The 22,240-nt window shown below is 69.5% G+C and carries 18 protein-coding genes; 10 read left to right on the top strand and 8 right to left on the bottom strand.

Annotated features, from left to right (window positions below; translation table 11 throughout):
• The 3 genes from AB0J69_RS56585 to AB0J69_RS56575 form a co-directional block, all read left to right on the top strand.
• A partial coding sequence (locus tag AB0J69_RS56585) for a hypothetical protein (protein WP_364136654.1) occupies nucleotides 1–500 on the top strand: 500 nt, incomplete at its 5' end.
• A 171-nt stretch (nucleotides 501–671) separates the two neighbouring features.
• The gene (locus AB0J69_RS56580; RefSeq protein WP_364136652.1) at nucleotides 672–1,652 is read left to right on the top strand and encodes an AraC family transcriptional regulator; all 981 of its coding nucleotides are present in this window, start codon (nucleotides 672–674) and stop codon (nucleotides 1,650–1,652) included.
• Nucleotides 1,649–2,074 carry a nuclear transport factor 2 family protein gene (locus AB0J69_RS56575; RefSeq protein WP_364136650.1) on the top strand — a complete coding sequence of 142 codons (426 nt, stop codon included), beginning with the start codon at nucleotides 1,649–1,651 and terminating at the stop codon, nucleotides 2,072–2,074. The genes AB0J69_RS56580 and AB0J69_RS56575 overlap by 4 nt, the downstream gene beginning before the upstream one ends.
• 224 nt (nucleotides 2,075–2,298) lie before the next feature.
• Here AB0J69_RS56575 and AB0J69_RS56570 read toward each other — a convergent pair whose 3' ends face one another.
• Complete coding sequence (locus AB0J69_RS56570; RefSeq protein WP_364136648.1) at nucleotides 2,299–3,099, bottom strand: SDR family NAD(P)-dependent oxidoreductase; 801 nt, start codon at nucleotides 3,097–3,099, stop codon at nucleotides 2,299–2,301.
• Nucleotides 3,100–3,189: 90 nt separating this feature from the next.
• Between AB0J69_RS56570 and AB0J69_RS56565 the strand changes: the two genes are divergently transcribed.
• On the top strand, nucleotides 3,190–3,849 hold the full coding sequence (locus tag AB0J69_RS56565) for a TetR family transcriptional regulator (protein ID WP_364136646.1): 660 nt from the start codon (nucleotides 3,190–3,192) through the stop codon (nucleotides 3,847–3,849).
• A gap of 145 nt (nucleotides 3,850–3,994) precedes the next feature.
• Here AB0J69_RS56565 and AB0J69_RS56560 read toward each other — a convergent pair whose 3' ends face one another.
• Nucleotides 3,995–4,477, bottom strand: a complete 483-nt coding sequence (locus AB0J69_RS56560; RefSeq protein ID WP_364136644.1) for a MarR family transcriptional regulator — start codon at nucleotides 4,475–4,477, stop codon at nucleotides 3,995–3,997.
• Between the two features lie 64 nt (nucleotides 4,478–4,541).
• On the opposite strand from AB0J69_RS56560, the gene AB0J69_RS56555 reads away from it, so the two are divergent.
• The gene (locus tag AB0J69_RS56555; protein ID WP_364136643.1) at nucleotides 4,542–4,985 is read left to right on the top strand and encodes a nuclear transport factor 2 family protein; all 444 of its coding nucleotides are present in this window, start codon (nucleotides 4,542–4,544) and stop codon (nucleotides 4,983–4,985) included.
• 349 nt (nucleotides 4,986–5,334) lie between these two features.
• Here the strand turns inward: AB0J69_RS56555 and AB0J69_RS56550 are convergent, their stop codons facing one another.
• The 3 genes from AB0J69_RS56550 to AB0J69_RS56540 form a co-directional block, all read right to left on the bottom strand.
• Nucleotides 5,335–5,844, bottom strand: a complete 510-nt coding sequence (locus AB0J69_RS56550) for a pyridoxamine 5'-phosphate oxidase family protein (protein ID WP_364136641.1) — start codon at nucleotides 5,842–5,844, stop codon at nucleotides 5,335–5,337.
• 36 nt (nucleotides 5,845–5,880) lie between these two features.
• Nucleotides 5,881–6,303 carry a PPOX class F420-dependent oxidoreductase gene (locus tag AB0J69_RS56545; RefSeq protein WP_364136639.1) on the bottom strand — a complete coding sequence of 141 codons (423 nt, stop codon included), beginning with the start codon at nucleotides 6,301–6,303 and terminating at the stop codon, nucleotides 5,881–5,883.
• A 133-nt stretch (nucleotides 6,304–6,436) separates the two neighbouring features.
• Complete coding sequence (locus AB0J69_RS56540; protein WP_364136670.1) at nucleotides 6,437–7,582, bottom strand: MFS transporter; 1,146 nt, start codon at nucleotides 7,580–7,582, stop codon at nucleotides 6,437–6,439.
• A gap of 158 nt (nucleotides 7,583–7,740) precedes the next feature.
• Between AB0J69_RS56540 and AB0J69_RS56535 the strand changes: the two genes are divergently transcribed.
• Nucleotides 7,741–8,688: a LysR family transcriptional regulator gene (locus tag AB0J69_RS56535; protein WP_364136637.1), complete on the top strand. Its 948-nt coding sequence runs from the start codon at nucleotides 7,741–7,743 to the stop codon at nucleotides 8,686–8,688.
• 166 nt (nucleotides 8,689–8,854) lie between these two features.
• Here the strand turns inward: AB0J69_RS56535 and AB0J69_RS56530 are convergent, their stop codons facing one another.
• The 3 genes from AB0J69_RS56530 to AB0J69_RS56520 all read right to left on the bottom strand — a co-directional run bounded on the left by AB0J69_RS56530 (nucleotide 8,855) and on the right by AB0J69_RS56520 (nucleotide 12,643).
• Nucleotides 8,855–9,505, bottom strand: a complete 651-nt coding sequence (locus AB0J69_RS56530) for a hypothetical protein (protein WP_364136635.1) — start codon at nucleotides 9,503–9,505, stop codon at nucleotides 8,855–8,857.
• Nucleotides 9,506–9,994: 489 nt separating this feature from the next.
• Complete coding sequence (locus tag AB0J69_RS56525) at nucleotides 9,995–11,362, bottom strand: lectin (protein WP_364136633.1); 1,368 nt, start codon at nucleotides 11,360–11,362, stop codon at nucleotides 9,995–9,997.
• 540 nt (nucleotides 11,363–11,902) lie between these two features.
• Complete coding sequence (locus tag AB0J69_RS56520) at nucleotides 11,903–12,643, bottom strand: FadR/GntR family transcriptional regulator (protein ID WP_364136631.1); 741 nt, start codon at nucleotides 12,641–12,643, stop codon at nucleotides 11,903–11,905.
• A gap of 458 nt (nucleotides 12,644–13,101) precedes the next feature.
• Between AB0J69_RS56520 and AB0J69_RS56515 the strand changes: the two genes are divergently transcribed.
• From AB0J69_RS56515 to AB0J69_RS56500, 4 genes are all read left to right on the top strand, one after another.
• Nucleotides 13,102–15,456: an RICIN domain-containing protein gene (locus AB0J69_RS56515; RefSeq protein ID WP_364136629.1), complete on the top strand. Its 2,355-nt coding sequence runs from the start codon at nucleotides 13,102–13,104 to the stop codon at nucleotides 15,454–15,456.
• A gap of 387 nt (nucleotides 15,457–15,843) precedes the next feature.
• On the top strand, nucleotides 15,844–18,549 hold the full coding sequence (locus AB0J69_RS56510) for a carbohydrate-binding protein (RefSeq protein ID WP_364136627.1): 2,706 nt from the start codon (nucleotides 15,844–15,846) through the stop codon (nucleotides 18,547–18,549).
• A gap of 10 nt (nucleotides 18,550–18,559) precedes the next feature.
• Nucleotides 18,560–20,308, top strand: a complete 1,749-nt coding sequence (locus tag AB0J69_RS56505; protein ID WP_364136625.1) for a ThuA domain-containing protein — start codon at nucleotides 18,560–18,562, stop codon at nucleotides 20,306–20,308.
• Between the two features lie 461 nt (nucleotides 20,309–20,769).
• Nucleotides 20,770–22,200: a sugar ABC transporter ATP-binding protein gene (locus AB0J69_RS56500; RefSeq protein WP_364136668.1), complete on the top strand. Its 1,431-nt coding sequence runs from the start codon at nucleotides 20,770–20,772 to the stop codon at nucleotides 22,198–22,200.
• Nucleotides 22,201–22,240 lie beyond the last annotated feature (40 nt).

Here is a 22,240-nt window from a genome sequence, read left to right as displayed (position 1 = left end):
CCGTTCAGGGGGTGTTGGCGGGCGCGTTCGGGGCGGCGGCCGCCGCCACGACCGCGGTCCTTCAGGCCGGATCGCCCGTGTACGCGGTGGCCAGGAGCGCCGACGGCACGATCACGGTGACCGTCCGCGAGCTGCGCGACCCGGACGGGCTGGAGGCCGAGCTGGGCGCGGCGGGCGTCAAGGCGGACGTGACCTTCCTGGACCCGGGCGAGCGCTGCCGGACGCCGCGATTCACCGGAGCGGACCCGTCGTACGGCGGTCCGCCGGTGTCGCAGGAGGAGCTGAGGTGGGGGGCCGAGCATTGGCGCTCTCTCCAGGCCGTCCGGACGGAACCGGGGCGCGGCTTCGTCATCCGTCCGGAGCTTATTCGAGAGGGCGAGACGCTCGTCATGGAGTTCAGCGAGCACCCACGGGCCGGCGTGAAGTGGGAGATGGGCTCGTGGCTGGCCGCGGCGGGCTCCCCGGTGACGCCGTGCGTGCGGGTGCGGAGCACGGGCTGATCGCGTACGAAGTCGTGCGCATCCCGGGCTCGGGGGCGTTCGCGGCCCGGGCCGTCGCCGGATGACTCCAGCGCGAAACAGATCTCGCTCCGGATCATTTCCGGAGCACCGCTTCCGCAGGAACGCAAAAGCGGTCAGGCGGCGAGGTGCCGCGACTCGGAGAATAGCGGCATGAGCAAAGCCGACAAAGTTCCCTCTGATCGGTTGCGGGAGTTGGTGGACACCATCCTGGCCGCGTTCGACGAACGGGTCGACGGATGGCAGATCGCCGGCCGGGCCTACACGAGCCGGTTCCACTTCGACCGGCTCGTGTCCGCCGGGCTCGGTGAGGCGCCCGCCGCTTTTCGCCGCCGCCTGCTGCTGGAGCGCGCCGCGTGGCGGCTGACCCTGGGATGTTCGGTGACCGACGCCGGGTGGGAGGCCGCCTACAACTCGACGGAGGCGTTCTCCCGCGCCTTCCGGCGGGCGTACGGCCGGCCGCCGAGCGCCTTCGCCCGCACGCGTGCGGACTTCCGGCTGCCCGCGCGCAACGGCGTCCACTTCCATCCCCCCGCCGGGATGTTCCTGTCCGACCGAACGACGACGGAGACCGACATGGATCTGACGGAACGCCTCCTCGACCACGACCTCTGGCTCACGGGACGCCTGCTGGACAGCGCCCGCGAGCTCACCGCCGAGCAGCTCGACCGCGAGATCCGGCCCGGTCACACGGTGCTCGACTTCGACGGGCCGGAACCGACTGTCCGGCGCATGCTCGAACGGCTGGTCTGGACCAAGGAGGTCTGGACCGCGGCCATCGCCGGGCGGGTCCTGCCCGACGGCGGGGACGACTCGGTCGAGGCGCTGCGGGCGCGCTGGGCGCGGGCGGGGGCGGAGTTCCGCGCGCTCGCGGCCGACGTCGACCGGCGGCGGGCCTGGGACGACACCTTCATCGACGCGTTGTGCGATCCGCCGCAGAGTTTCACGCTGGGCGGCGTCATCGCGCATGTGCTGACGTTCTCGGCCTACCGCCGGCAGGTCCTGACCGAAGCCCTTGCCGCGGTCGGCTGTCACGACGTACCGCCCGCTTGCCCCATGGAGTGGGAGCGCGGGCAGCTCGCCGAACGGCCGCTCACCTCCGACCAGCTCCGAGGGCACGGGGAGGCCGGGTGACCGCCACACCCCAGGCCGCCGTCCGCGCGTGGTGGCAGGCCATGCAGGACCGGGATCCGCGTACGCTCGGCGAACTCACGCTGCCCGACTACCTGTCCTCGGGCGGTCCCGCGGGCCGGTCCGTCGGCCGGGCCGCCCTCCTCGCCGAGGCGACCGCCTTCTTCGCCCAGGCCCGGATCGACGCGTGGTCGCTGGACGACGTCGAGGTGCGCCAGTACGGCGACACGGCGGTCTGCGCCTACCGGTGGAGTGAGACGGGCACCCACCTCGACGCCCGGTTCGAACTGCACGGTCTGGCCACGGACGTCCTGGTCCGCCGGGACGGCCGGTGGCTGCATCTGGCCCACCACGTCAGCGGGCTGCCGGCAACGGCGGACGCCGACGGCGGCGAGCGGCAGCACCCGTTGACCGGCCGGTCATGACGTCCACGGGCAGCAGATAGACCAGGACGACGCGAAGGGCGGACTCGGCGGCCCGCACCAGGGTCATGACTCAGTGCGTCCGCCGTTCGTGGGCAGGGCGAAGAGGTTGCCGTTCGAGCCGCCGACGTAGACGGCCCCCTGCGACGGCCACCGGACCGGCGGCGCACAGGTCGAGGGCTTGGTCGCGCACGGGCGGCCCCAGCGATCATGACAGCGACGGGCGATCAGTGGACGCCGCGGACGGTCCCGCCGTCCACCCGCAGGGTGGTGCCCGTGACGTAGTCAGCGAGCGGGCCGCTCAGGTAGAGGACGGCGGCGGCGATCTCCTCGGGACGGCCCATCCGGCCGACGTCGTTGGGCACCAGTTCCTCGATCGCGTTGCGTTCGATGTCCTCCCACGTCTCGCCCCAGCCGCGGGCCGGAGCAAGGTCGGTGAGGAATCGCTGGACGCTGTCGACCAGGATGGCGCCGGGGGCGACGGTGTTGGCCGTGATCCCGGTCCCCTTCAACTGGCGGGCCAGCGAGACCGTGAGATTGTGGCGGGCGGCCAGCGTGGCGGCGTAGTGGGGCAGGTCGGCGCTCGGCTGCAGGGCGAGTCCGCCGCCGATCTGGATGACGCGACCCCAGCCGCGCTCGTGCATGCGGGGAACCAGGCGCAGGATCATCCGGACCCCGGAGATGACGTTGACCTCGTAGGTGTGGCTCCAGTCGGCGGGGGTGGCCTCCTTCCATGAGCGGTGGGGATAGGCGCCGGCGTTGTTGACCAGGATGTCGATCGGGCCGCCGGCCAGCGCGGCCGCGGCCACGGCGTCGGCACCGTCGTCCGTGGCCAGGTCTCCGATCGCGACATGAGCGCGGCCGCCGGCTGTCCGGATGGCGGCGGCGACGGTTTCGGTACGCAGGCGGTCGCGGCCGTGCACGACGACGTCGGCGCCCTCGGCGGCCAGGGCCTTGGCGATGGCTTCGCCGAGGCCGGAGCTGGAGCCGGTGACCAGGGCGCGCCTGCCCGTGAGTTGAAGATCCATTCCATCCTCGCATCGTGGTTCGGGGGCGAGACGCATCGCACTCCCGATATCTACACCCGTAGACTTACCTTGAAGTATACACTCGTAGACATGAGTGATGCCGCCCAGCCCAGCTCCCTCCACGGCCGATCGCAACCTCAGGACTCCACCCCTGCCAGGCGCAGGCGCGACGCCGCCGCCACCCGGCAGGCCATCCTGGACGCGGCGGTCGTCGCCTTCACCCGGTACGGCTACGACGGGGTGGGGGTCCGCGACATCGCGCAGAGCGCGGGCGTGACCGCGATGCTCATCAACCGCTACTTCGGATCGAAGGAACGGCTGTTCGCGGAGGCCGTCGACGTGGCCTTCGAGCCCCGTACGGTGATCGCGGGCACCGGCGCGGAACTGGCCGGCGAGACCGCGCGAGCGCTGGTCGCGCGGACGGCGCCGGAGGCGGAGGAGCTCGGGCCGTTCCTGCTCATGCTGAGGTCGGCGGCCAATCCCGGAGCCGCGCAGATCATGCGCGAGGCGATCGGGCGGCACGCCGGGCGGCACCTCACCGAGGAACTGTCCGGTGCCGCAGCCGGCGTCCGGGCGGAACTGATGCTCTCCCTGCAGGCGGGGGTGTGGCTCATGCGCAGCGTTCTGGGCACGAAGGCACTGACCCAGGGACGGCCGCAGGAGCTTGCCCAGTGGATCGAGTCGCTCTTTCAGGTGCTGGCCACACCCGCTACCGCCGCATCACCGCCGCCGGAACCAGAAGGGCCATGAAGGCTCGGCAGCCCGCAGCGGCGATCCCGGTCCCACCACTGGGCCGGCGCGCCTTGACCTCGCTGGAGTGCTCTCCTGGACAACCGCTGCGTCGGTGAGGCCGCGTTCGGCGGGACGACCTTCACCGGCGACGCCGCGTGCGGGACTACCGGGGTGGCCTGACTTCGCGATGCCGCACGGCCGGGGCGCCGCCCAGCTCGTCCAGCAACTCCACGAGCAGTGCCCGGCACTCCGCCAGCCGCCGCTTCCCGCCGCGCCCGGCCAGCTGAGCCTCCAGCGCCTCCCGTGCCCGCCGTGCCGCCGCCACGGCCTCCTGGCCCCGCCGTGTCAGGTGCACCCGCCGGATCCGGGCGTCACCCGGGTCGGCGAGGCGCTCCACGTAGCCGAGGCGTTCGAGCTCGGCGACGGTCTTCGACGCGGCCTGCTGGGTGACGCCCAGCTTGGGGGCCAGCTCGCCCACCGTGGGTCCGCCGCCGCCGACGAGGTGCTGGAAGACGTACCCGTGCGAGAACCGCAGCCCCGCGAAGCCCTGGTCGGCCAGGCTTTGTTGGACGACCTCGGCGGCCGCGAAGCCCACGAACAGGGCGAGCGTCCCGGTGTCCAGATCACCGGTCAGGACAGGCTGCATGCCCCCATTCTGCACTTGACAACCATAGTTGTGCAACTGTAGTTGTACAACTATGGTTGTTGACATGACGAACCTTCAACAGCATCCCAACGTGGACCTTGCCGTCCGCTACCACGAGGCGGTGGCGAAGGGCGAGAGCGCCGACCGGTTCCTCCATCCCGACGTCGTGCACCACGAGTTGCCCAACGCGCTGTTCCCCGACGGCGTCGTGCGCGACCTCGACGGCCTTCGCGTCGCGGCGGAACGCGGCCGCACCACGATCCGCGACCAGCGTTTCGAGGTGCTCAACGCGGTCGCTTCCGGCGACCAGGTCGCCCTCGAGGTGCTCTGGACCGGCACCCTGGCCGTCCCGGTGGGCGACCTTCCCGCGGGCCATACTCTGCGCGCCCACATCGGCACGTTTCTGCGCTACCGCGACGGCAGGATCATCGCTCAGCGCAACTATGACTGCTACGAACCCGCGAGCCGGCCCGGGACCGCGCCGAACGGGCCGCGTTCGGCATCGTAAAGGAGCGCCGTGCACCGCTCGGGCACCGCCGTCTCCGGCACCGGCCGGCCCGCCGCGCAGCGGCAGCTCGGCGACGTGGCGCGCCTCGAACGCCGGCGCCCTGCACCGGCGCATCAGCCGGACGTCGGCCCGATCCCCATCTGGGCTTCGGCGGCAGGAGATCCGGGTGTCGCGGTACCGGCGGGCTGCTGCCCGAGGTGGTACGCGTAGCGGACCGCCACCTCGCCCACTCGGATCTCCATCCCCGACGAGAGACCACGCCGGGGGCGCTGCGACGCCACGGCCTCGACCGGGCCCCCGATGGTCAGCGGCCGACGCATATCGATGGCGTCGATTGGATGTGGCTGGTTCAGAAGCGCCAGCGGGTTGCGCTGAAGCCTTCCTCCTTGCCGAACGCGAACACCACCGTCGGCGCGACCGCGAAGACGTGCTGAGGATCGCTCAGGGAGGTGTCGGCTGGATCGTGGAACTCTCCCTCCCTGACGATCGGGTGCCACCACGGATACTTGGCCGGGAACAGGTCCGCGATCCGTTGCAGCCTGGCTGCGTCGCGGACGATGTGAGCCGTGCCCTCGACCACCAGGTCGACGTCGTGACCGGGAACGGTGACGGCGCAGCTGTCATTCTCCGCGAGATTACGGGCCTTGCGGGTCTGCCGGCCGGTGCTGAAGCAGACGGCACCTTCCAGCCAGACGCCCAGCACCGGCACCATGTGCACCCGCCCGCCCGTGCCGGACGTCGCGAGCAGACAATTCTCGCTGTCGCTCAGCCGTGTCCGTACGTCGGCCCAGGTGAGTTTCGTCAGCGGTGCGCCGCCAGGGCTGGACAGCTTCTCGGCTATCGGTTCTGATTCTGCCATTTCCGCTCCTAAATGGTTGTCGGGCGTGGTGGCGTGTCAGCCGAGGCCGGATCGGGCGATGACGTTGGTGATGCTGATGCGAACTGCGGTGAATCCTTCCCGTACGAATGATTCGGCGATGTCCTTGGCTGGTTGGGAGGGGTAGTAGCGGTTGGCGATGCCGGTGGCGATGTGTTTGATCTGGTCCGGCTCGGCGGAGACGTGTGCTTCGCCTTCGATGGTGACGAAGCTGTAGGGTTGCCGCTCATCGCTGACACAGAGTGCGATTCGCCGGTCGCGGGCCAGGCTTTTGCCCTTGACGCTCCCAGGGGACAGGGTGAAGGCGAGCTCGTCGCCGTCGAGGACGAAGCAGACGGGGGTGACGTGGGGCCGCCCGTCGCGGCGGGTGAGAGCTACGTGGGCAAGCTTCGTACCCGCTGTGAGGAAGGAACGCCATTCGTTGTCGGTCATTGTTGTCATCGGTGTGTTTCCCTTCTTTCGAGGTTGCGATCTCTGACCGTGTGATTGTCGCCGCCGCCACCAGCCGCTGGCAGGCAGCCAGCGGCGTCCGGGCGGCTCTTCCCAGAGCTCCTGGCGCCCGCGGGCACGGCCGTCATGACCGATCTGCCTGCCGCTCGCGCAGGGATCCAGCGACGGCTTGCTGCGCCAGGAAGAGCAGGAGCCCCGTAGCGAGGGCGGTGGCGCCCAGCCAGGTTCTGCCGGTGTGCTCCAGCAGTGCCGTGCCGGCCACCGGGCCGAGGGTGGCGCCGAGGCTCCAGGCGCTCGAAGCGACGCCCATGTATCTGCCGTGCAGATCGGGCGGCGCCAGGTCAGCGAACGTGGCGCCGAACTGGACGGCCATCCCGATCTGCCCGAGGGTGAGGGTGAGGACCGCGGCGGCATGGCCTGCGCTGCTCTGCGTCACGGCGGCCAGGCCGCCGCCCACGCCCACCAACAGCATCGAGGTGGCGAGTACCGTCCCGCGGTCACGATGCGCCAGCACAGCGACGGCCGGCGGCTGAAGGATGACGATGGCGAGCCCGTTGAGGGCGAGCACGGTGCCGTACGTGGCCGCGCCGTGCCCCTGCGCTGTCATCAGCAGCGGCAACGTGGTGAACGCCAGCATGAGCAGCGTGAAGTAGGCCACGTGGATCAGCGTCATGGTGACCATCAGGCGGTCGCCGAGCAACGCCGGCAGCAGCGCACGTCGAGGGTGGCTCGACGCCGAGCGGGTCTCCGGCACCGCGGCTACCACGATCGACGCCGCAACCAGCATGGCGACCGCGTTCAACCAGAACAGCAGGCCGTAGCCGCGACTCACCAAGACCCCGGCGCCCGTTGCGGCGATGGAGTACCCGAGGTTCGCAGCCCAATAGAGCAGGCTGTACGCCCGCACCCGCTGTTCGGGCGGGAGGTCCGCCACGGCCGCCGAGCCTGCCGGGCGGAAGAGCCCCGCGGTCAGGCCGTAACCTACTGCCGCGGCCCAGATGACCGGCGTCGTGCCGGCGGACCCCAGGGCGACCAGCGCAATCGACGTCCCAAGGAACCCGAGGAGCATCGTCTGCCGACGCCCGAGCCGGTCCCCGAGCCATCCCCCCAGCAATTGCGACCCGAAGTCGCCGATGCCCACAGCCGCCAGCACGGCACCGGCCGCCGTCGGAGTCATCCGCTGTTCCTGGGTCAGGTACAGCACAAGCATCGGCTGCACGAACGCGCCGGCTCGAGCAACGAGGTGGCACGCCCCGAGGGCCCACGCCAGGGCTGGTAGCCCGAACGGTGGCCTGCGTGTGAGGCTCCCTGCACCGGTGTCGACTCTTGTGGTCGGGACTGTCATGCCGTCGACGCTAGAAGCAGTGATCGATCGAGAAAAGCGAATGTTTACGATCGAATCCATCGGAATGTGTTATACATGCAGCTATGGCGGACGTCGACCTGCGGCAGCTGATGACGATGATCGCGATCGCGGAGGAGGGGACGTTCTCCCGAGCGGCGAACAGGCTGGGCTACACCCAGTCGAGCGTGAGCCAGCACATCGCAGCGCTGGAGAAGGCTCTTGGCGGCTCAGTGTTCGATCGCCCCGGTGGTCCAAGGCCGGTGCGGATAACTCCTCTCGGAGCCGTGGTGCTCGAGCAGGGCAGGGAGCTGCTGGCGAAAGCAGAAGCGCTGGCACATGCGGTCGATCGATTCAAGGCCGGCGATGGCCGGATCGACGTCGGCACCCTGCAGAGCGTCTCCAACGTGATCCTTCCCACCGTGCTGCGCCGCCTTCGGGACGAGCATCCCGACTGCGAGATCAGGCTCTCGGAAGCCGAGCCGGACGAGGCGCAGATCGGCGAGCTCGACCTCCTGTTCTACGACGGACCGATCAGCGATGAAGCGGACCACGTCCTGCTGATGGAGGACCCCTACTTGGTGGTGGCGCATCCAGGAGACCTGCCGGCGGGCCCGGTGCCCGCGGAGAGGCTGGACGGGAAGGCGATGGTGGCCTGGCCAGCGACCTGTGACCAGCCCAGATTGGAGAAGTTCCTCGCGGACGCGGGCGCACAGCCGCGCATCGTGTTCCGCTCGGGGGGCAACGAAACGATCCTGTCGATGGTGCACGCCGGGATGGGGCTCGCCGTTCTGCCCTGGCTTGCGATTCACCACGTCGTGTGCCGCTCCTGTGGCGCGATTCACGGACCGGAAGGTTGGGCAGATCTGCAGGTGCACGAACTTGACCCCACACCCACGCGCGAGATCTACCTTCACTGGCGCCCCGGACGCGGCGGTCAGTCGCCGCTCGCCGCCCGCACCATCGAGATCGCCGTTGAAGTCGCGCGTGAGCTGGCTCAGCAGGCTCCGGCACCCAGACCAGGAGAAGGTTGAAGAAGTCAGGTAAGAGCGGGCCGGGACCGTGGGCAAGGGCCGCTTCGACGCGCAGTCGTTCCTCTGAGGCGGCGCCAGGCGGGCCCCGCTTCTCCAGGGGGTCCCGGCTCCGCCGCCGAGTTCCGCTCGAACCGCTCACCCGCGCTCTGCGGGTGGGCCGGCCGACCTAAGAGCTGGTCGGCGGGGCGACGACCAGCTCGGTGTCCGGGTCGTGGTCGACCTGCGGAGGGCCGGCGACGATCATGGTAGCTCGGGCCCACGGCCGTTCTCGCAACATGAACGGCAGCTCCTCCAGCAGCCAGTTCGCCACGTGCTCCAGCTGCTCGGGGGAGTCACCGTCGCGGACGGCCAACAAGCGCTCTTGCTCGTCGAGGTCACCCTGCATCCACACCGAGGCGTCCAGCCACGGCGCAAGCTCTTCGCGGATGATGCCGGTGCCCTCGACCCAGACGCAGTCGGTGCCGGCGGGGATGGCGATCGATCCGGGCCGGCCCCGGGCGATCCAGGCATCAGGGCGGAAGTCCACCGCCTCGCCCCGGTGCAGGGGTTGCAGGATGTTCTCGACGAGCACGGCGCCCCAGTCGAAGTAGGCGTGGTTCCAGGCGATGTCGTCGGTGTGCACGATGGCGGAGCCGGGCACCACCTTGCGTAGCCGCGCGGCCAGGGTCGTCTTCCCGGCGCCGCCCCGGCCGTCGATCGCGATCACCCGCGGACGTCCGGTGACGCCGGGTGACGCATCGCGCAGCTGCCGGACGGCATCGAGCACGGTCACCACCCGCCGGCCGACGGCCTCGGTCTCGCCTGGACGTAGACGCATCGACAACCTGCCTCCGGAGGTGAGGACCCGGGTCGGGCCTGCCGCATTCCCATGGTCTCTCACAGACGGTCAGCCACGAGTCCATGGGCGCGAACCGTCCGACAACCCCGCCGCTGCCCGGTCGAGCGCCTCCAGGTCCTCCGCGGCCGGGGCACTCGCCGCTCGCAGATCGCGACGAGAGCTCGCCGATTCTCCTCCGGAAGCCATGCAGCGGCATTGTGATTTTGGGTGCGAGGGCGTCGTCGTCGCTGTCATGAAGGCGCGTGCTCGTGCGATGCCTGCTGGACGGATGCCGGAAGGGTGGCGGTGTGGCGGGCGATGTCCAGGAAGTGGGGCATGCCGGGAGAAGCTCAGGCGTTCGCCGAGGATCAGGAACGTGGTCGAGGAATTACGGCGCAAGGTTCCGATGGTGGCGGTCTCGTGTTCGGGGCCATCGCCGGGGCGGTTACTCGCCCCGGCGATGGCGGCGTGGTCCGCCGTCACAGGCTGTCAGACGCGGGTCCACTTCTGGTTGGCGCCGCCGGTGCAGGTCCAGATCTGCATCCTGGTGCCGTTGGCGGTGCCGGCGCCGGTGACGTCCAGGCACTTGTTCGCCCCGACGGCGGTGATGCTGCCGTCGGCGTTGAGGCGCCACTTCTGGTTGTTCTGCCCGTTGCAGTCCCAGATGATCACCGCGGTGCCGTCCGCCGTCCCGGCGCCGTTCACGTCCAGGCACTTCCCGCCGTAGACCCGCAGCTCACCGGAACTGGTGGAGGTCCACCGCTGGTTGGCCTGCCCGTTGCAGTCCCAGATCTGCGCCGCCGCGCCGTTGGCCTGCGAGGCGCCGCTGACGTCCAGGCACCGGCCCGACCCCACACCCCGCAGCGCGCTCGTGTCCGGCGGATCCGGGTCGCCGCCTCCCAGCTGCGTGAAGAATTCCCAGACCACCGGCCTGGTCCAGGAATTCTCGCCGGGCTCGAAGTCGCCAGGCCTCCCGTCCACGGGACCCGGGGTGTGGCCCGCGTCGAACGCCGCCCATGCGACCGGATACCCGGTTCGGCATCCCGAGTAGTAGGTGACGATGTGCGTCAGGCTGCCCTGCGCGGGCTCCGGCGGGTTCTGGGGCGTGCAGCCGTTATTCCTGACGAACCTGTCACGTAGCGACCGGCCCGCGGAGATGTTGAGCACCGGATCCCTGAGGCCGTGCAGCCCGATGTACGCGACGGGCTCCGTGCCGCCGCTGCACCCGCTGAGCTGCCCGCCGGCGTAGACCGCCACCGCGCGGAATACCGTCGCCCGGGCGCACGCGAGCGCGTAGCTCATGCCGCCGCCGTAGCTGAAGCCCAGGGCGAAGCGCTGCGAGGTGTCCACACAGAGGTCCGCCTCGATCCTCCGGATCATGTCGTCGACGAAGGTGACGTCCTCACCGCCCGAGTTGGCCCAGCCGTTGTTGAGGCCCTGGGGCGCGACGAAGATCGCGGTGTTGTTCGACAACGCCCTGAGGCCGTAGTACGACCACGGATAACCGCTGGTTCCGCCCGAGTCGACATCGTTGGCGGTGCCGCCGTTCCAGTGGAATCCAAAGATCAACCGGTAGGGGGTGGTATTGGTGTAGTTGTCGGGAATTCTCAGGATGAAGCTACGATTTCTGCCGTTCGTGGTAATCGATTGATTACCGCTTCTGAGCGTCGGAGCCTTGCCGCATCCCGCGGTGGGCGCGAGGGCGCTCTGTTTTGCGAGCGAGGGGGTCGCGCTGTCGCCCAGCGCCGTCTGCGCCGTGGCCGGAACGAGCAGCAGTGCCGCCGACGCGACAGCGGTGAAGAGGAATCTAAGTCTCGACATCACGCAAATTCCTTTGCCCTTCTCGTGGTGACACACGTGAATAGGAAGCCACTTCCATCACCTTGAAGGCGTCGGCCGCCGGCGCGTCTGGTCGCTTATTCGGTGATACCGGGCCGGCCCGGCGCGTAACGTTTTGTCAATCGAAACCCGCCGCCACCGGTGCGCATTTGCCGACTGGCTGAATTTCCTGGGTGTTAGCGCTAACTCAACGCCGCTGTAATCGATTCTCCCTTCTTTCGGGCGGCTGATGGCGATGGTGCAGCGGAGCAAATATGACCGTGACAAGACCTGTCAAGGCTCGGCCGGCTCGAGGTTGGGGGCCCTCGCCCGGGAGGGCCAGGTCGCTCCTCCGTCTGACCAGGACAAGCGGCCGCGGCCACCGCTGGTCTGTCGCGATGAAACTTTCACGTGTGCCCGGGCCGGGTGGCCGGTCTCCCGGGGTGCGTCCGTGCTGACACCGCGGCCGTACGGGATCGGGCGTTCCGCCGCGGCGGGCGATCCAGCGGAAGCGCATCCGACCGGCGGCGCTCATCGGCGATGCGTGCACTCCCGCCGAGCCGGTTCGACCAGGCCGGATCAGTGGGACGTGAAGAAGAGGCGCTGCTGGATCTCCCGGCGGTAGTCGTCGAGGGTGTTGTCGATGTGCATGGCCGCGGCCTGGGCGGCCGCTTCGGGGTCGCCGGCGCGGATGGCCTGGTAGATGGCGTCGTGCTCCTCGACGGCCTTGGCGGCGTGGCCGCCCACCGAGCCGCGCAGCCCGATGAGGCTCGACTGCGCCTGCAGCCTGCGGGCCTCCCGCACGGCGACCTGGAGGAACATGTTGTGCGAGGCCGTGGCGATGGCGGTGTGGAAGGCGTCGTCGCCCTCGTTGAACATCTCCTCGCGTCCGGTCTCGAAGCCGCGGCGGCACAGGTCGGCCGCTTCTTCGATGGCCCTCAGCTCGGCAGGGGTGGCGCGGCGGGCGGCCAGCCGGCTGGTCTCCATCTCCTGCGCCCGGCGGAACTCGAACAGCATGTAGACGTGGTCGAGGTCGGTGGGGAGGAAGAACGACCCCCAGCGCCCGGTGCCCAGCATCCCCTCGTCGTCGGCCACGTACAGGCCGCGGCCCTTCTGGGCGCGTACCCGGCCGAGCGCGGAGAGTATCTTCACCGCCTCGCGTACCACGGTGCGGCTGGTGCCCAGCTGCTGGGCCAGCTCGTTCTCGGTCGGCATGCGGTCGCCCGGACGAAGGCCGAGCCGGACGATCAATTCCAGCACCTGCTCGGCCGCTACCTCGTAGCCCGGCCGGTATCCGCTCTCGCGCGGGGTGTCGGTCACCGTGCTTCCTCCTCGCCGTTCCCTGCAAGAGTATGACTGATCAGACGGCCCTCTCCGGTGCAGCCTTTTTCCGATGAGTACGACTCATCTGAACGGTTCATCTGAGGTTGATCGCCGCGCACGCGCGCGGTGACAGGCATCACTGCTGGTGAAGCCGCAAAACGCCGCACCACGGCCGGTCTCACGGTGTGCGAACGATGAAATAAGCGGGCTTAAGGTCTTGACGGGTATCCCCACTCCCAACGTAATTAGAAGCGAGGCCCCGGGGAACGCGCTCCTGCCGGAGCCTCCGCGGCTGGATCGCATGGGCGCGGTGTGGAGGCGTCCCGCGGACCGTGTCGCAGGAGCCGCCTCCGCTCCACCCCGGAAAGGCGTCACCTGCCTGAGGGTCAGGGCGTGACCTGGCCATACCCCTACCCCCCAAAGGAACGACTGTGCCATTACCCTCGCCCGTCACGATGCTGAGACCGATCCTGATGGGCATCGCCGCCGTCCTGGCCGCGGCGTCCGCCCTCGTTGCCCCCGCCACCCCGGCCTTCGCGGCCACCACGACCCTGTACGCGTCACCCGCCGGCACCGGCACCGCCTGCACCTCCACCCAGCCGTGCTCGCTGTCCGCGGCGCAGACGGCGGTACGTTCGCTGAACGCCGGGATGTCCGGTGACATCGTCGTGGAACTGGCCGGCGGGGTGTACCAGTTGTCCGCGCCGCTCCGGCTGACCGCCGCCGACTCCGGGAACAACGGCTACTCCGTGAGATGGCAGGCCGCGGCGGGGGCCGTCCCGGTCATCAGCGGAGCCAGGGCGGTCACCGGCTGGACCGTGGCCGACTCCGCGAAGAACATCTGGCGCGCCAACGTCGGCACCGGCATCGACACCCGGCAGTTGTACGTCGACGGCGCGGTCGCCACCCGGGCGCGCACCGCCGTCAACCGGTCCGACTTCACCGCGAGCAGCACCGGGATGAGGTTCACCAGCGGCGCGCTGAGCTATCTGAACAACCTCGCCAACCAGGGCCGGGTGGAGATGGAGAGCGTCGGCTCCTTCACCGACCGGTACGCGCCGGTGCAGAGCATCAGCGGCAACCTCATCACGATGCGGCAGCCCGCCTGGAACAACAACAACTTCGGGTACGACACCTTCACCAGCCCGCACCGGGCGGGACCGCTCTACCTGGCCAACGCCTACGAGTTCCTCGACTCACCGGGGGAGTGGTACCTCGACCCGGCGACCGGCGCCCTGTCCTACATCCCGCTCGCCGGGCAGAGCATGGGCAACGTCAGCGTGGAACTGCCGGTGCTCCAGTCGCTGGTGCACGTCGGGGGCACGTACGACGCGCCCGCGCACCACATCACCTTCAGCGGGATCACCTTCACCGGCACGAGCTGGCTCGGCCCCAGCGGTAACCAGGGCTACGTGGACCAGCAGACCGGCGCCTACATCGCCGGCAACTGGAGCTGGCCCGCCTTCACCTCCTGCCACCAGGGCTGCCGGCAGTTCGAGGCGACCCGGCCGAACTGGTACCAGATGCCCGCCGCCGTGCAGGTCTCCGCGGCGAACACCGTGACCTTCACCGACTCGCGCTTCGTCAACCTGGGGCAGACGGCCATCGGCATCGGCAACGACGCCAACGCCCACGCCAGCGGTGTCGGCCTGGGTGCCGCCGACATCACGGTCACCCGGTCGGAGATCGCCCGCAGCTCGGCCGGCGGCATCGTGGTCGGCGGCGTGCGCGCCGACGCGCACCACCCGAGCGACCAGCGGATGGTCAACCGGAACATCACCGTCAGCGACAACCGCATCCACGACCTCGGCCTGGACCACCGAGGCGTCGTCTCGGTCCTGACCACTTACGTCACCAACACCAACGTGTCCCACAACGAGATCTACAACCTGCCGTACACCGGCATGTCGATCGGGTACGGCTGGGGCGCCAACGAGCCGGGCGGCAGCACCCACTACGCCGACCGCGGCCTGTACGACTTCCAGCCGCGCTACACCACGCCCACCACCGCCTCCGGCAACCGGCTCATCGGCAACTACGTGCACGACGTCATGCAGCAGATGACCGACGGCGGCTGCATCTACACGCTGTCGTGGAACCCGGGCGCGGTGATCAGCGACAACCACTGCCTGCGCACCAACGGCTGGTTCGGCATCTACTTCGACGAGGGCTCCAGGTACTACACCGTCAGGAACAACGTGCTCTCGAACACCGGCACCTGGGCCACCGCCAACTACTGGTACGGCGAGAACATGGGCAACTTCACCGTCACCGGCAACTGGTCGACCAACGGCAGCACCAACGTGACCAACGGCGACCGCGGCAACGTGGTGAACAACAACGTCACCGTCACCAACGGCGCCTGGCCGTCCGGCGCCCAGGCCGTGATCGCGTCCGCCGGCCCCCAGGGCCAGCCCTCGGGGAGCACGAGTGCGTTGAAGGGTGTGGGATCGGGCCGGTGCCTGGACGTCAGCGGCGCCTCGCAGGCCAACGGCGCGCTGGCGCAGATCTGGGACTGCAACGGGCAGGCCAACCAGCAGTGGACCTCCACCAGTTCCGGTGAGCTGCGGGTCTACGGCGGGAAGTGCCTGGACGTGAACGCGGCCGGGACGGCGGACGGCACCGCGGTGATCATCTGGGACTGCAACGGGCAGAACAACCAGAAGTGGCGCCTCAACGCCGACGGCAGCATCACCGCCGTCGGGGCGAACAAGTGCCTGGACGTCACCGGCGCCGGCACCGCCAACGGCACCAGGATGCAGATCTGGACCTGCACCGGCGGCGCCAACCAGAAGTGGGCCCGCGCCTGACACCGTCCGACGTCCGCGGCCTCGGCTCTGACCGTCGGGTACGGGAAGCGGGTTCCCCCTTCACCTGAACCGACGTCGACCTCCGACGGCTCGTCCCGCGCGACAGCGATCGGCAACCAACACCTTCCTCACGACCGGCCGCCGCAACCGGCGCCGGCCGTGAGGGAGCCAGAGGCGGCACTCCTCTGGGCACGAAGCGGAACCCTGGCGGGCGCGCGGTGGCGCGCCTTGCCCTGACTGACTTTCCTGTGTCAGGAGGGAACATTCATGTCCCGACGTCCGTGGCTCACCTTGCTGACCACGATGGCGCTGATCACTCCCGGAGCGCTCGCGCTCGGCGCCTCCCCGGCGAACGCTCTCACCATCCCGCCGGCCGACTACCAGTAGGTGTCTCTCGCGTCCGGCGGAGCGGAGCTGGGTGAGGCGATGTCGCTGGCCGTGATGCCGAACCGGTCGGTGGTGCACACGGCGCGCGACGGCACGCTGCGCGTCACCGATGCCAACGGCAACACGAAGGTGGCCGGCAAGCTCAACGTCTACACCCACGACGAGGAGGGCCTCCAGGGCGTGGCGGTCGACCCCGGCTTCGCGTCGAACCGGTACCTCTGGCTCTACTACTCCCCGCGGCTGAGCACGCCGAACGGTGACGCGCCCAGCACCGGCACGCAGTCCCAGTTCGACCAGTGGAAGGGCGAGCTGTACCTGTCCCGCTTCACCCTGAAGACGGACGACACCCTCGACATGACCAGCGAGAAGGTGGTCCTGCGGGTCCAGAACGACCGCGGCCAGTGCTGCCACGTGGGCGGGGACATCGACTTCGACGCCGCCGGCAACCTGTATCTGACGACCGGCGACGACACCAACCCGTTCGAGTCGAGCGGCTACTCCCCGCTGGACGAGCGGACCAACCGCAACCCGCAGTTCGACGCCCAGCGCTCGTCCGCCAACACCAACGACCTGCGCGGCAAGCTCTTGCGCATCAGACCGCAGCCCGACGGCACCTACACGATCCCCAGCGGCAACATGTTCCCGCCGGGGACGGCGAAGACCCGGCCGGAGATCTACGCGATGGGCTTCCGCAACCCGTTCCGGATGAGCGTGGACAAGGCGACCGGCATCGTCTACCTCGGCGACTACGGGCCGGACGCGGGTGTGACCAACGCCAACCGCGGGCCGAACGGGCAGGTGGAGTTCGATCGCATCACCGCTCCGGGCAACTACGGCTGGCCGTACTGCACGGGCACGAACACCACCAGCGAGACCTACAACGAATGGAACTTCGCCACCAACAGCACCGGTCCGAAGTACAACTGCGCGGGCGGCCCGACCAACAACTCCTTCCGCAACACCGGCCTGACCACGCTGCCTCCGGCGAAGCCGGCGTGGATCCGGTACGCGGGGGATGCCGGAAGCCCACCGGAGTTCGGCTCCGGATCGGAGTCGCCGATGGGCGGCCCGGTCTACCGGTACGATCCCAACCTGAATTCGGCCGTCAAGTTCCCCCAGGTGCTCGACGGGCGGTATTTCGCCGGTGAATACGGCCGGCGCTGGATCAAGGCGATCGAGGTCAAGCCGGACGGCGCCTACGGGGAGATCTCGGCGTTCCCCTGGTCGGGGACGCAGGTGATGGACATGGCCTTCGGTCCTGACGGCGCCCTCTACGTCCTCGACTACGGCTCCGGGAACAACAACCAGGCGCTGTATCGCATCGAGCACATCGGCAACGCCAACCGCAATCCGATCGCCAAGGCGGCCGCCGACAAGACGTCGGGGCCGGCTCCGCTGACGGTGAACTTCTCCTCGGCGGGCAGCTCCGATCCGGAGGGCGGCGCGCTGACCTACTCGTGGAGCTTCGGCGACGGCACCACCTCCACGGCGGCGAACCCGAGCAAGACCTACACCACGAACGGCGCCTACACGGCGACGCTGACGGTCCGGGACCCGCAGGGTCTCACCGGTACGGCGAACGTGATCGTGAACGTCGGCAACACCGCGCCGACGGTCAGCCTCACCACCCCCGCCGACGGGCAACTGTTCTCCTTCGGTGACACCGTGCCCTTCCAGGTCACCGTCAGCGACCCGGAGGACGGCACGATCGACTGCACCGGGGTAACCGTCGCCTACTTCCTCGGCCACGACAGCCACCGCCACAAGATCACCTCCACGACCGGCTGCTCGGGCTCCATCGCGGTGCCGGTCGACGGTGAGCACGACGCCGGTGCCAACATCTACGGCGTCTTCGAGGCCTCCTACACCGACAAGGGCGGTCTCACCTCCACAAGCGCCCGTACGCTCCAGCCCCGGCACCGGCAGGCGGAGCACTTCGGCGCCCAGCAGGGCATCCAGACGGCTGACCACGCCACCGCGGAAGGCGGCAGGACGGTCGGCTTCACCGACGACGGCGACTGGATCTCCTTCCAGCCGTACAACGTGGGTAACGCGACGAGGATCACCGCTCGGGTGTCCTCGGCCGGGGCGGGCGGCCGGATCGAGGTGCGGGCGGGCTCGGCGACAGGGACACTGCTGGGAACGGTGAACGTGACGAGCACCGGCGGCTGGGACACCTTCGCCGACGTCTCGGCGAACCTCAGCGGCGCGCCGGCCGGCACGACGACGCTGTATCTGGTCTTCCGTGGCCCGACCGGGCAGGGCTACCTGTTCGACGTGGACGCCTTCACCTTCGACACCGGCGCCCCGCCCTCGGGGAGCACGAGCGCGCTGCGGGGTGTGGGGTCGGGCCGGTGCCTGGACGTCAGCGGCGCCTCGCAGGCCAACGGCGCGCTGGCGCAGATCTGGGACTGCAACGGGCAGCCCAACCAGCAGTGGACCACTACCAGCGCCGGTGAGCTGCGGGTCTACGGCGGCAAGTGCCTGGACGTGAACGCGGCGGGGACGGCCGACGGCACCGCGGTGATCATCTGGGACTGCAACGGGCAGAACAACCAGAAGTGGCGCCTCAACGCCGACGGCAGCGTCACCGCGGTCGGCGCGAACAAGTGCCTGGACGTCACCGGCTCCGGCACCGCCAACGGCACCAAGCTGAGCATCTGGACCTGCACCGGAGGAACCAACCAGCGCTGGACCCGCGTCTGAAGGGACACTCATGCCACGACATCTGACCCCCGCCGCGCTCGGGCGCACCGCGGGGAGCGACCGAAAGACATCTGTGCTGCGACGCCTGTCCGTGGCGGTGGTGGCGTTCATCGCCGCCGCGACGATGGTCCCCGCCATCCCCGCCCAGGCCGCCGCCTTCAAGGTACTGGTGTTCTCCAAGACGGTCGGGTTCCGGCACGACTCGATCCCCACCGGGATCCAGGCCATCCGCGAACTGGGGACCGCCAACGACTTCGCCGTCGACGCGACCGAGGACTCCACCGCCTTCAGCGCGGCCAACCTGGCCCAGTACAAGGCGGTGGTGTTCCTCAACACCACCGGTGACGTGCTGAACGACAGCCAGCAGGCCGCCTTCCAGACGTACGTGGACGGCGGGGGCGGTTACGTAGGAGTGCATTCGGCCGCGGACACCGAATACAACTGGGCGTACTACGGGCAGCTCATGGGGGCCTGGTTCAACAACCACCCGGCGATCCAGCAGGCCACCGTACGGACCGAGGACCGGGCGCACGCCGCGACCGCTCACCTCGGGGCGACCTGGTCACGTACCGACGAGTGGTACAACTACCGCTCCAACCCCCGCCCGAACGTCCGGGTGCTGCAGAGCCTGGACGAGGGCAGCTACAGCGGCGGCGGCATGGGCGATCACCCGATCACCTGGTGCCGCCCGCAGTCCTCCGGCCGCGCCTTCTACACCGGTCTGGGGCACACCCAGGAGTCGTACGCCGATCCGAGCTTCCGCACGCTGCTGCTCGGCGGGATCCGGTACGCGGCCAAGGCCACCAACGCCGACTGCCGTCCGGAGACCGGGTACACGGCGTTGTACAACGGCTCGACGACGGGCTGGTCGCAAGCGGGGCCGGGGTCGTTCGCCAACAGCGACGCCACGCTGGCCTCCCAGGGCGGCATGGGGATGTTGTGGTACAACTCCAAGGAGTTCCGCTCGTACTCCCTCAAGCTCGACTGGAAGCTGACCGGCGACTCCAACTCCGGCGTGATCGTCGGGTTCCCGGCCACGAGCGACCCCAACGCGGCGCTCAACACCGGGTACGAGGTGCAGATCGACGCAACCGACACTACGGACAAGACGACCGGGGCGATCTACGGGTTCAAGGCGGCCGACATCGCCGCCCGCGACGCGGCGCTGAACCCGCCGGGGCAGTGGAACACCTATGAGCTGCTGGTGGAGGGCGAGCGGCTGCAGGTGTTCCTGAACGGCAGCAAGATCAACGATTTCACCAACACAGATCCGGTCCGCTCCCTCCAGCAGGGCCACATCGGCATCCAGAACCACGGGCCCGGCGACGTGGTGTCCTTCCGCAACATCCGCATCAAGGAACTGACCAGCACACCGGGCAGTACGAGCGCGCTGCGGGGTGTGGGGTCGAACCGGTGCCTGGACGTCAGCGGCGCCTCGCAGGCCAACGGCGCGGCGGCGCAGATCTGGGACTGCAACGGGCAGACCAACCAGCGGTGGACCTCCACCAGCGCCGGTGAGCTACGCGTCTACGGCGGCAAGTGCCTGGACGTGAACGGGGCCGGTACGGCGGACGGCACCGCGGTGATCATCTGGGACTGCAACGGGCAGAACAACCAGAAGTGGCGCCTCAACGCCGACGGCAGCATCACCGCCGTCGGGGCGAACAAGTGCCTGGACGTCAGCGGCACCGCCAACGGCACCAGGGCGCGCATCTGGACCTGCACCGGAGGAGCCAACCAGCGCTGGACCCGCGTCTGACGCATCCGTCCCACTCCGGAGCGCTTCAGCACTCCGGAGTGGGACCGTGCCCGCGACGGCAGGGGGTCGCCACGGACCCCTACTGCCGACGGTCACGCATAAGCAGACTGATCGCTGTCCTATCACCCGGTGCCGTACCGCGCATCGGCGGCGACATCTTTCGCGATCTCCCGCCATTATGTCGTGCCGGTTCGAACTTTTGCTTGACCCTCGATATAAGCCCGCCTAGCATCGCGCATCATGAGGCACATAAGCCTGAAACTTTTCGATGCCCCCAGAGGGGGGTTCATCGGGACAGGTTTCATGGGGCGGGCCGACCACCCCCACGCCCCGTTCGCCCTCAGGACCCTGTCCGCCGAGGTGGGCCCGCTCGCGACGGCGCCGTTCGTGTCCCGCTTCCACGACTGTCCCGGTGCCGTGCCCACGTCCGCTCGGGCGAGAAGGCGGGCCACGTGCTGAGCATGCGCGGCATCGGCAAGAGCTTCCTGGGCGTGCGGGTGCTGTCCGGGATAGACCTGGAGGTGACGGCCGGCGAGGTCCACGCCGTCGTCGGCGAGAACGGCGCCGGTAAGTCCACCCTCATGAAGATCATCTGCGGGGTGCACGCGCCGGACGAGGGCACGATCGAGATCGACGGCCGGCCTGTCTCCTTCGGCCACCCGATCGAGGCGCAGCGCTCCGGCATCGCGATCATCTACCAGGAGTTCAACCTGCTGCCCGAGCGCACCGTCGCCGAGAACGTGTTCCTCGGGCGCGAGCCCGTCAGGCGCGGCCTGGTCGACCGGGCCGCCATGGAGGAGGCGACGGCGCGGCTCCTCGACGAGCTGGGCGAGGATCCCTTCGGCCCGCGCGACGTCGTCAAGCGCCTGCCGGTGGCCCAGCAGCAGATCGTCGAGATCGTCAAGGCGTTGTCGATGAACGCCCGGCTCGTCGTCATGGACGAGCCCAGCGCGGCGCTCGCCGAGCACGAGGTCGAGTTGCTCCACCGGCTGATCGGGCGGCTGAGGGAACGCGGCGTCGCCGTCGTGTACATCTCCCACCGATTACGCGAGGTGTTCGATCTCGCCGACCGGGTCACCGTGCTCAAGGACGGCTCGCGCGTCACCACGCTCCCGATCGGCGAGGTGACCCCCGACGAGCTGATCCGCCTGATGGTGGGCCGCGACCTCGGCACCTACTTCCCGCCCCGCTCGGCGGGTGCCGGCGAGGTACGGCTCAGCCTGCGCGCGGCCGGCAACCACAAGCTCCGCGACATCGATCTGGACCTGCGTGCCGGGGAGATCGTCGGCATCGCGGGCCTGCAGGGATCCGGCAGGTCGGAGCTGGCCAAAGCGATCTTCGGCGCGGAGCCGTTCACCACGGGCGAGATGATCCCGTCACGCCCGCGCTCGGTCCGGGAAGGCGTGGCCATGGGCATCGGGCTCGTGACCGAGGACCGCAAGGCCGAAGGGCTCGCGCTGCGCCAGTCCGTGCGCGACAACGTCCTGCTCGTCGCCCGCGCGGTGGGCGCCGGAAACCGCGACGGCGTCCGCGACCTGCTCGAACGGGTACGCCTCTCGCCTGCGCGCCGGGAACAGGAGGTCCGCTACCTGTCCGGCGGCAATCAGCAGAAGGTCGTGCTCGTCAAATGGATGACGATGGCGCCGCGGGTGCTGCTGTTCGACGAACCGACCCGGGGGGTCGACGTCGGGGCCAAGGCCGCGATCCACGACCTGATGCGCGAGCTGGCGAACGACGGCATGGCCATCATGATGATCTCTTCCGAGCTGCCCGAGCTCATCGGCATGAGCGATCGCGTCGTCGTGCTGCGCGACGGCCGCATCGCGGGCACGCTGCCGGCGGGGGCCTCCGAGGAGGCCATCATGCGCCTGGCCGCGGGAGAGGTGGCCTGAATGAACCTGCTCACGCGCGCCCGCCGCCCCGCCCGCCGCG

This window comes from Nonomuraea sp. NPDC049709, assembly GCF_040674815.1.
Classification (GTDB): domain Bacteria; phylum Actinomycetota; class Actinomycetes; order Streptosporangiales; family Streptosporangiaceae; genus Nonomuraea.
This window is presented reverse-complemented; position numbering and strand designations above follow the sequence as displayed.

What these genes read in the sequence shown, in the direction of transcription:
- AB0J69_RS56505 (WP_364136625.1), top strand. Translation starts at nt 18,560, where the DNA reads ATGCCACGACATCTGACCCCCGCCGCGCTCGGGCGCACCGCGGGGAGC.
- AB0J69_RS56515 (WP_364136629.1), top strand. Translation starts at nt 13,102, where the DNA reads ATGCTGAGACCGATCCTGATGGGCATCGCCGCCGTCCTGGCCGCGGCG.
- AB0J69_RS56565 (WP_364136646.1), top strand. Translation starts at nt 3,190, where the DNA reads ATGAGTGATGCCGCCCAGCCCAGCTCCCTCCACGGCCGATCGCAACCT.
- AB0J69_RS56555 (WP_364136643.1), top strand. Translation starts at nt 4,542, where the DNA reads ATGACGAACCTTCAACAGCATCCCAACGTGGACCTTGCCGTCCGCTAC.
- AB0J69_RS56580 (WP_364136652.1), top strand. Translation starts at nt 672, where the DNA reads ATGAGCAAAGCCGACAAAGTTCCCTCTGATCGGTTGCGGGAGTTGGTG.
- AB0J69_RS56550 (WP_364136641.1), bottom strand. Translation starts at nt 5,844, where the DNA reads ATGGCAGAATCAGAACCGATAGCCGAGAAGCTGTCCAGCCCTGGCGGC.
- AB0J69_RS56545 (WP_364136639.1), bottom strand. Translation starts at nt 6,303, where the DNA reads ATGACAACAATGACCGACAACGAATGGCGTTCCTTCCTCACAGCGGGT.
- AB0J69_RS56570 (WP_364136648.1), bottom strand. Translation starts at nt 3,099, where the DNA reads ATGGATCTTCAACTCACGGGCAGGCGCGCCCTGGTCACCGGCTCCAGC.
- AB0J69_RS56530 (WP_364136635.1), bottom strand. Translation starts at nt 9,505, where the DNA reads ATGCGTCTACGTCCAGGCGAGACCGAGGCCGTCGGCCGGCGGGTGGTG.
- AB0J69_RS56500 (WP_364136668.1), top strand. Translation starts at nt 20,770, where the DNA reads ATGCGCGGCATCGGCAAGAGCTTCCTGGGCGTGCGGGTGCTGTCCGGG.
- AB0J69_RS56560 (WP_364136644.1), bottom strand. Translation starts at nt 4,477, where the DNA reads ATGCAGCCTGTCCTGACCGGTGATCTGGACACCGGGACGCTCGCCCTG.
- AB0J69_RS56535 (WP_364136637.1), top strand. Translation starts at nt 7,741, where the DNA reads ATGGCGGACGTCGACCTGCGGCAGCTGATGACGATGATCGCGATCGCG.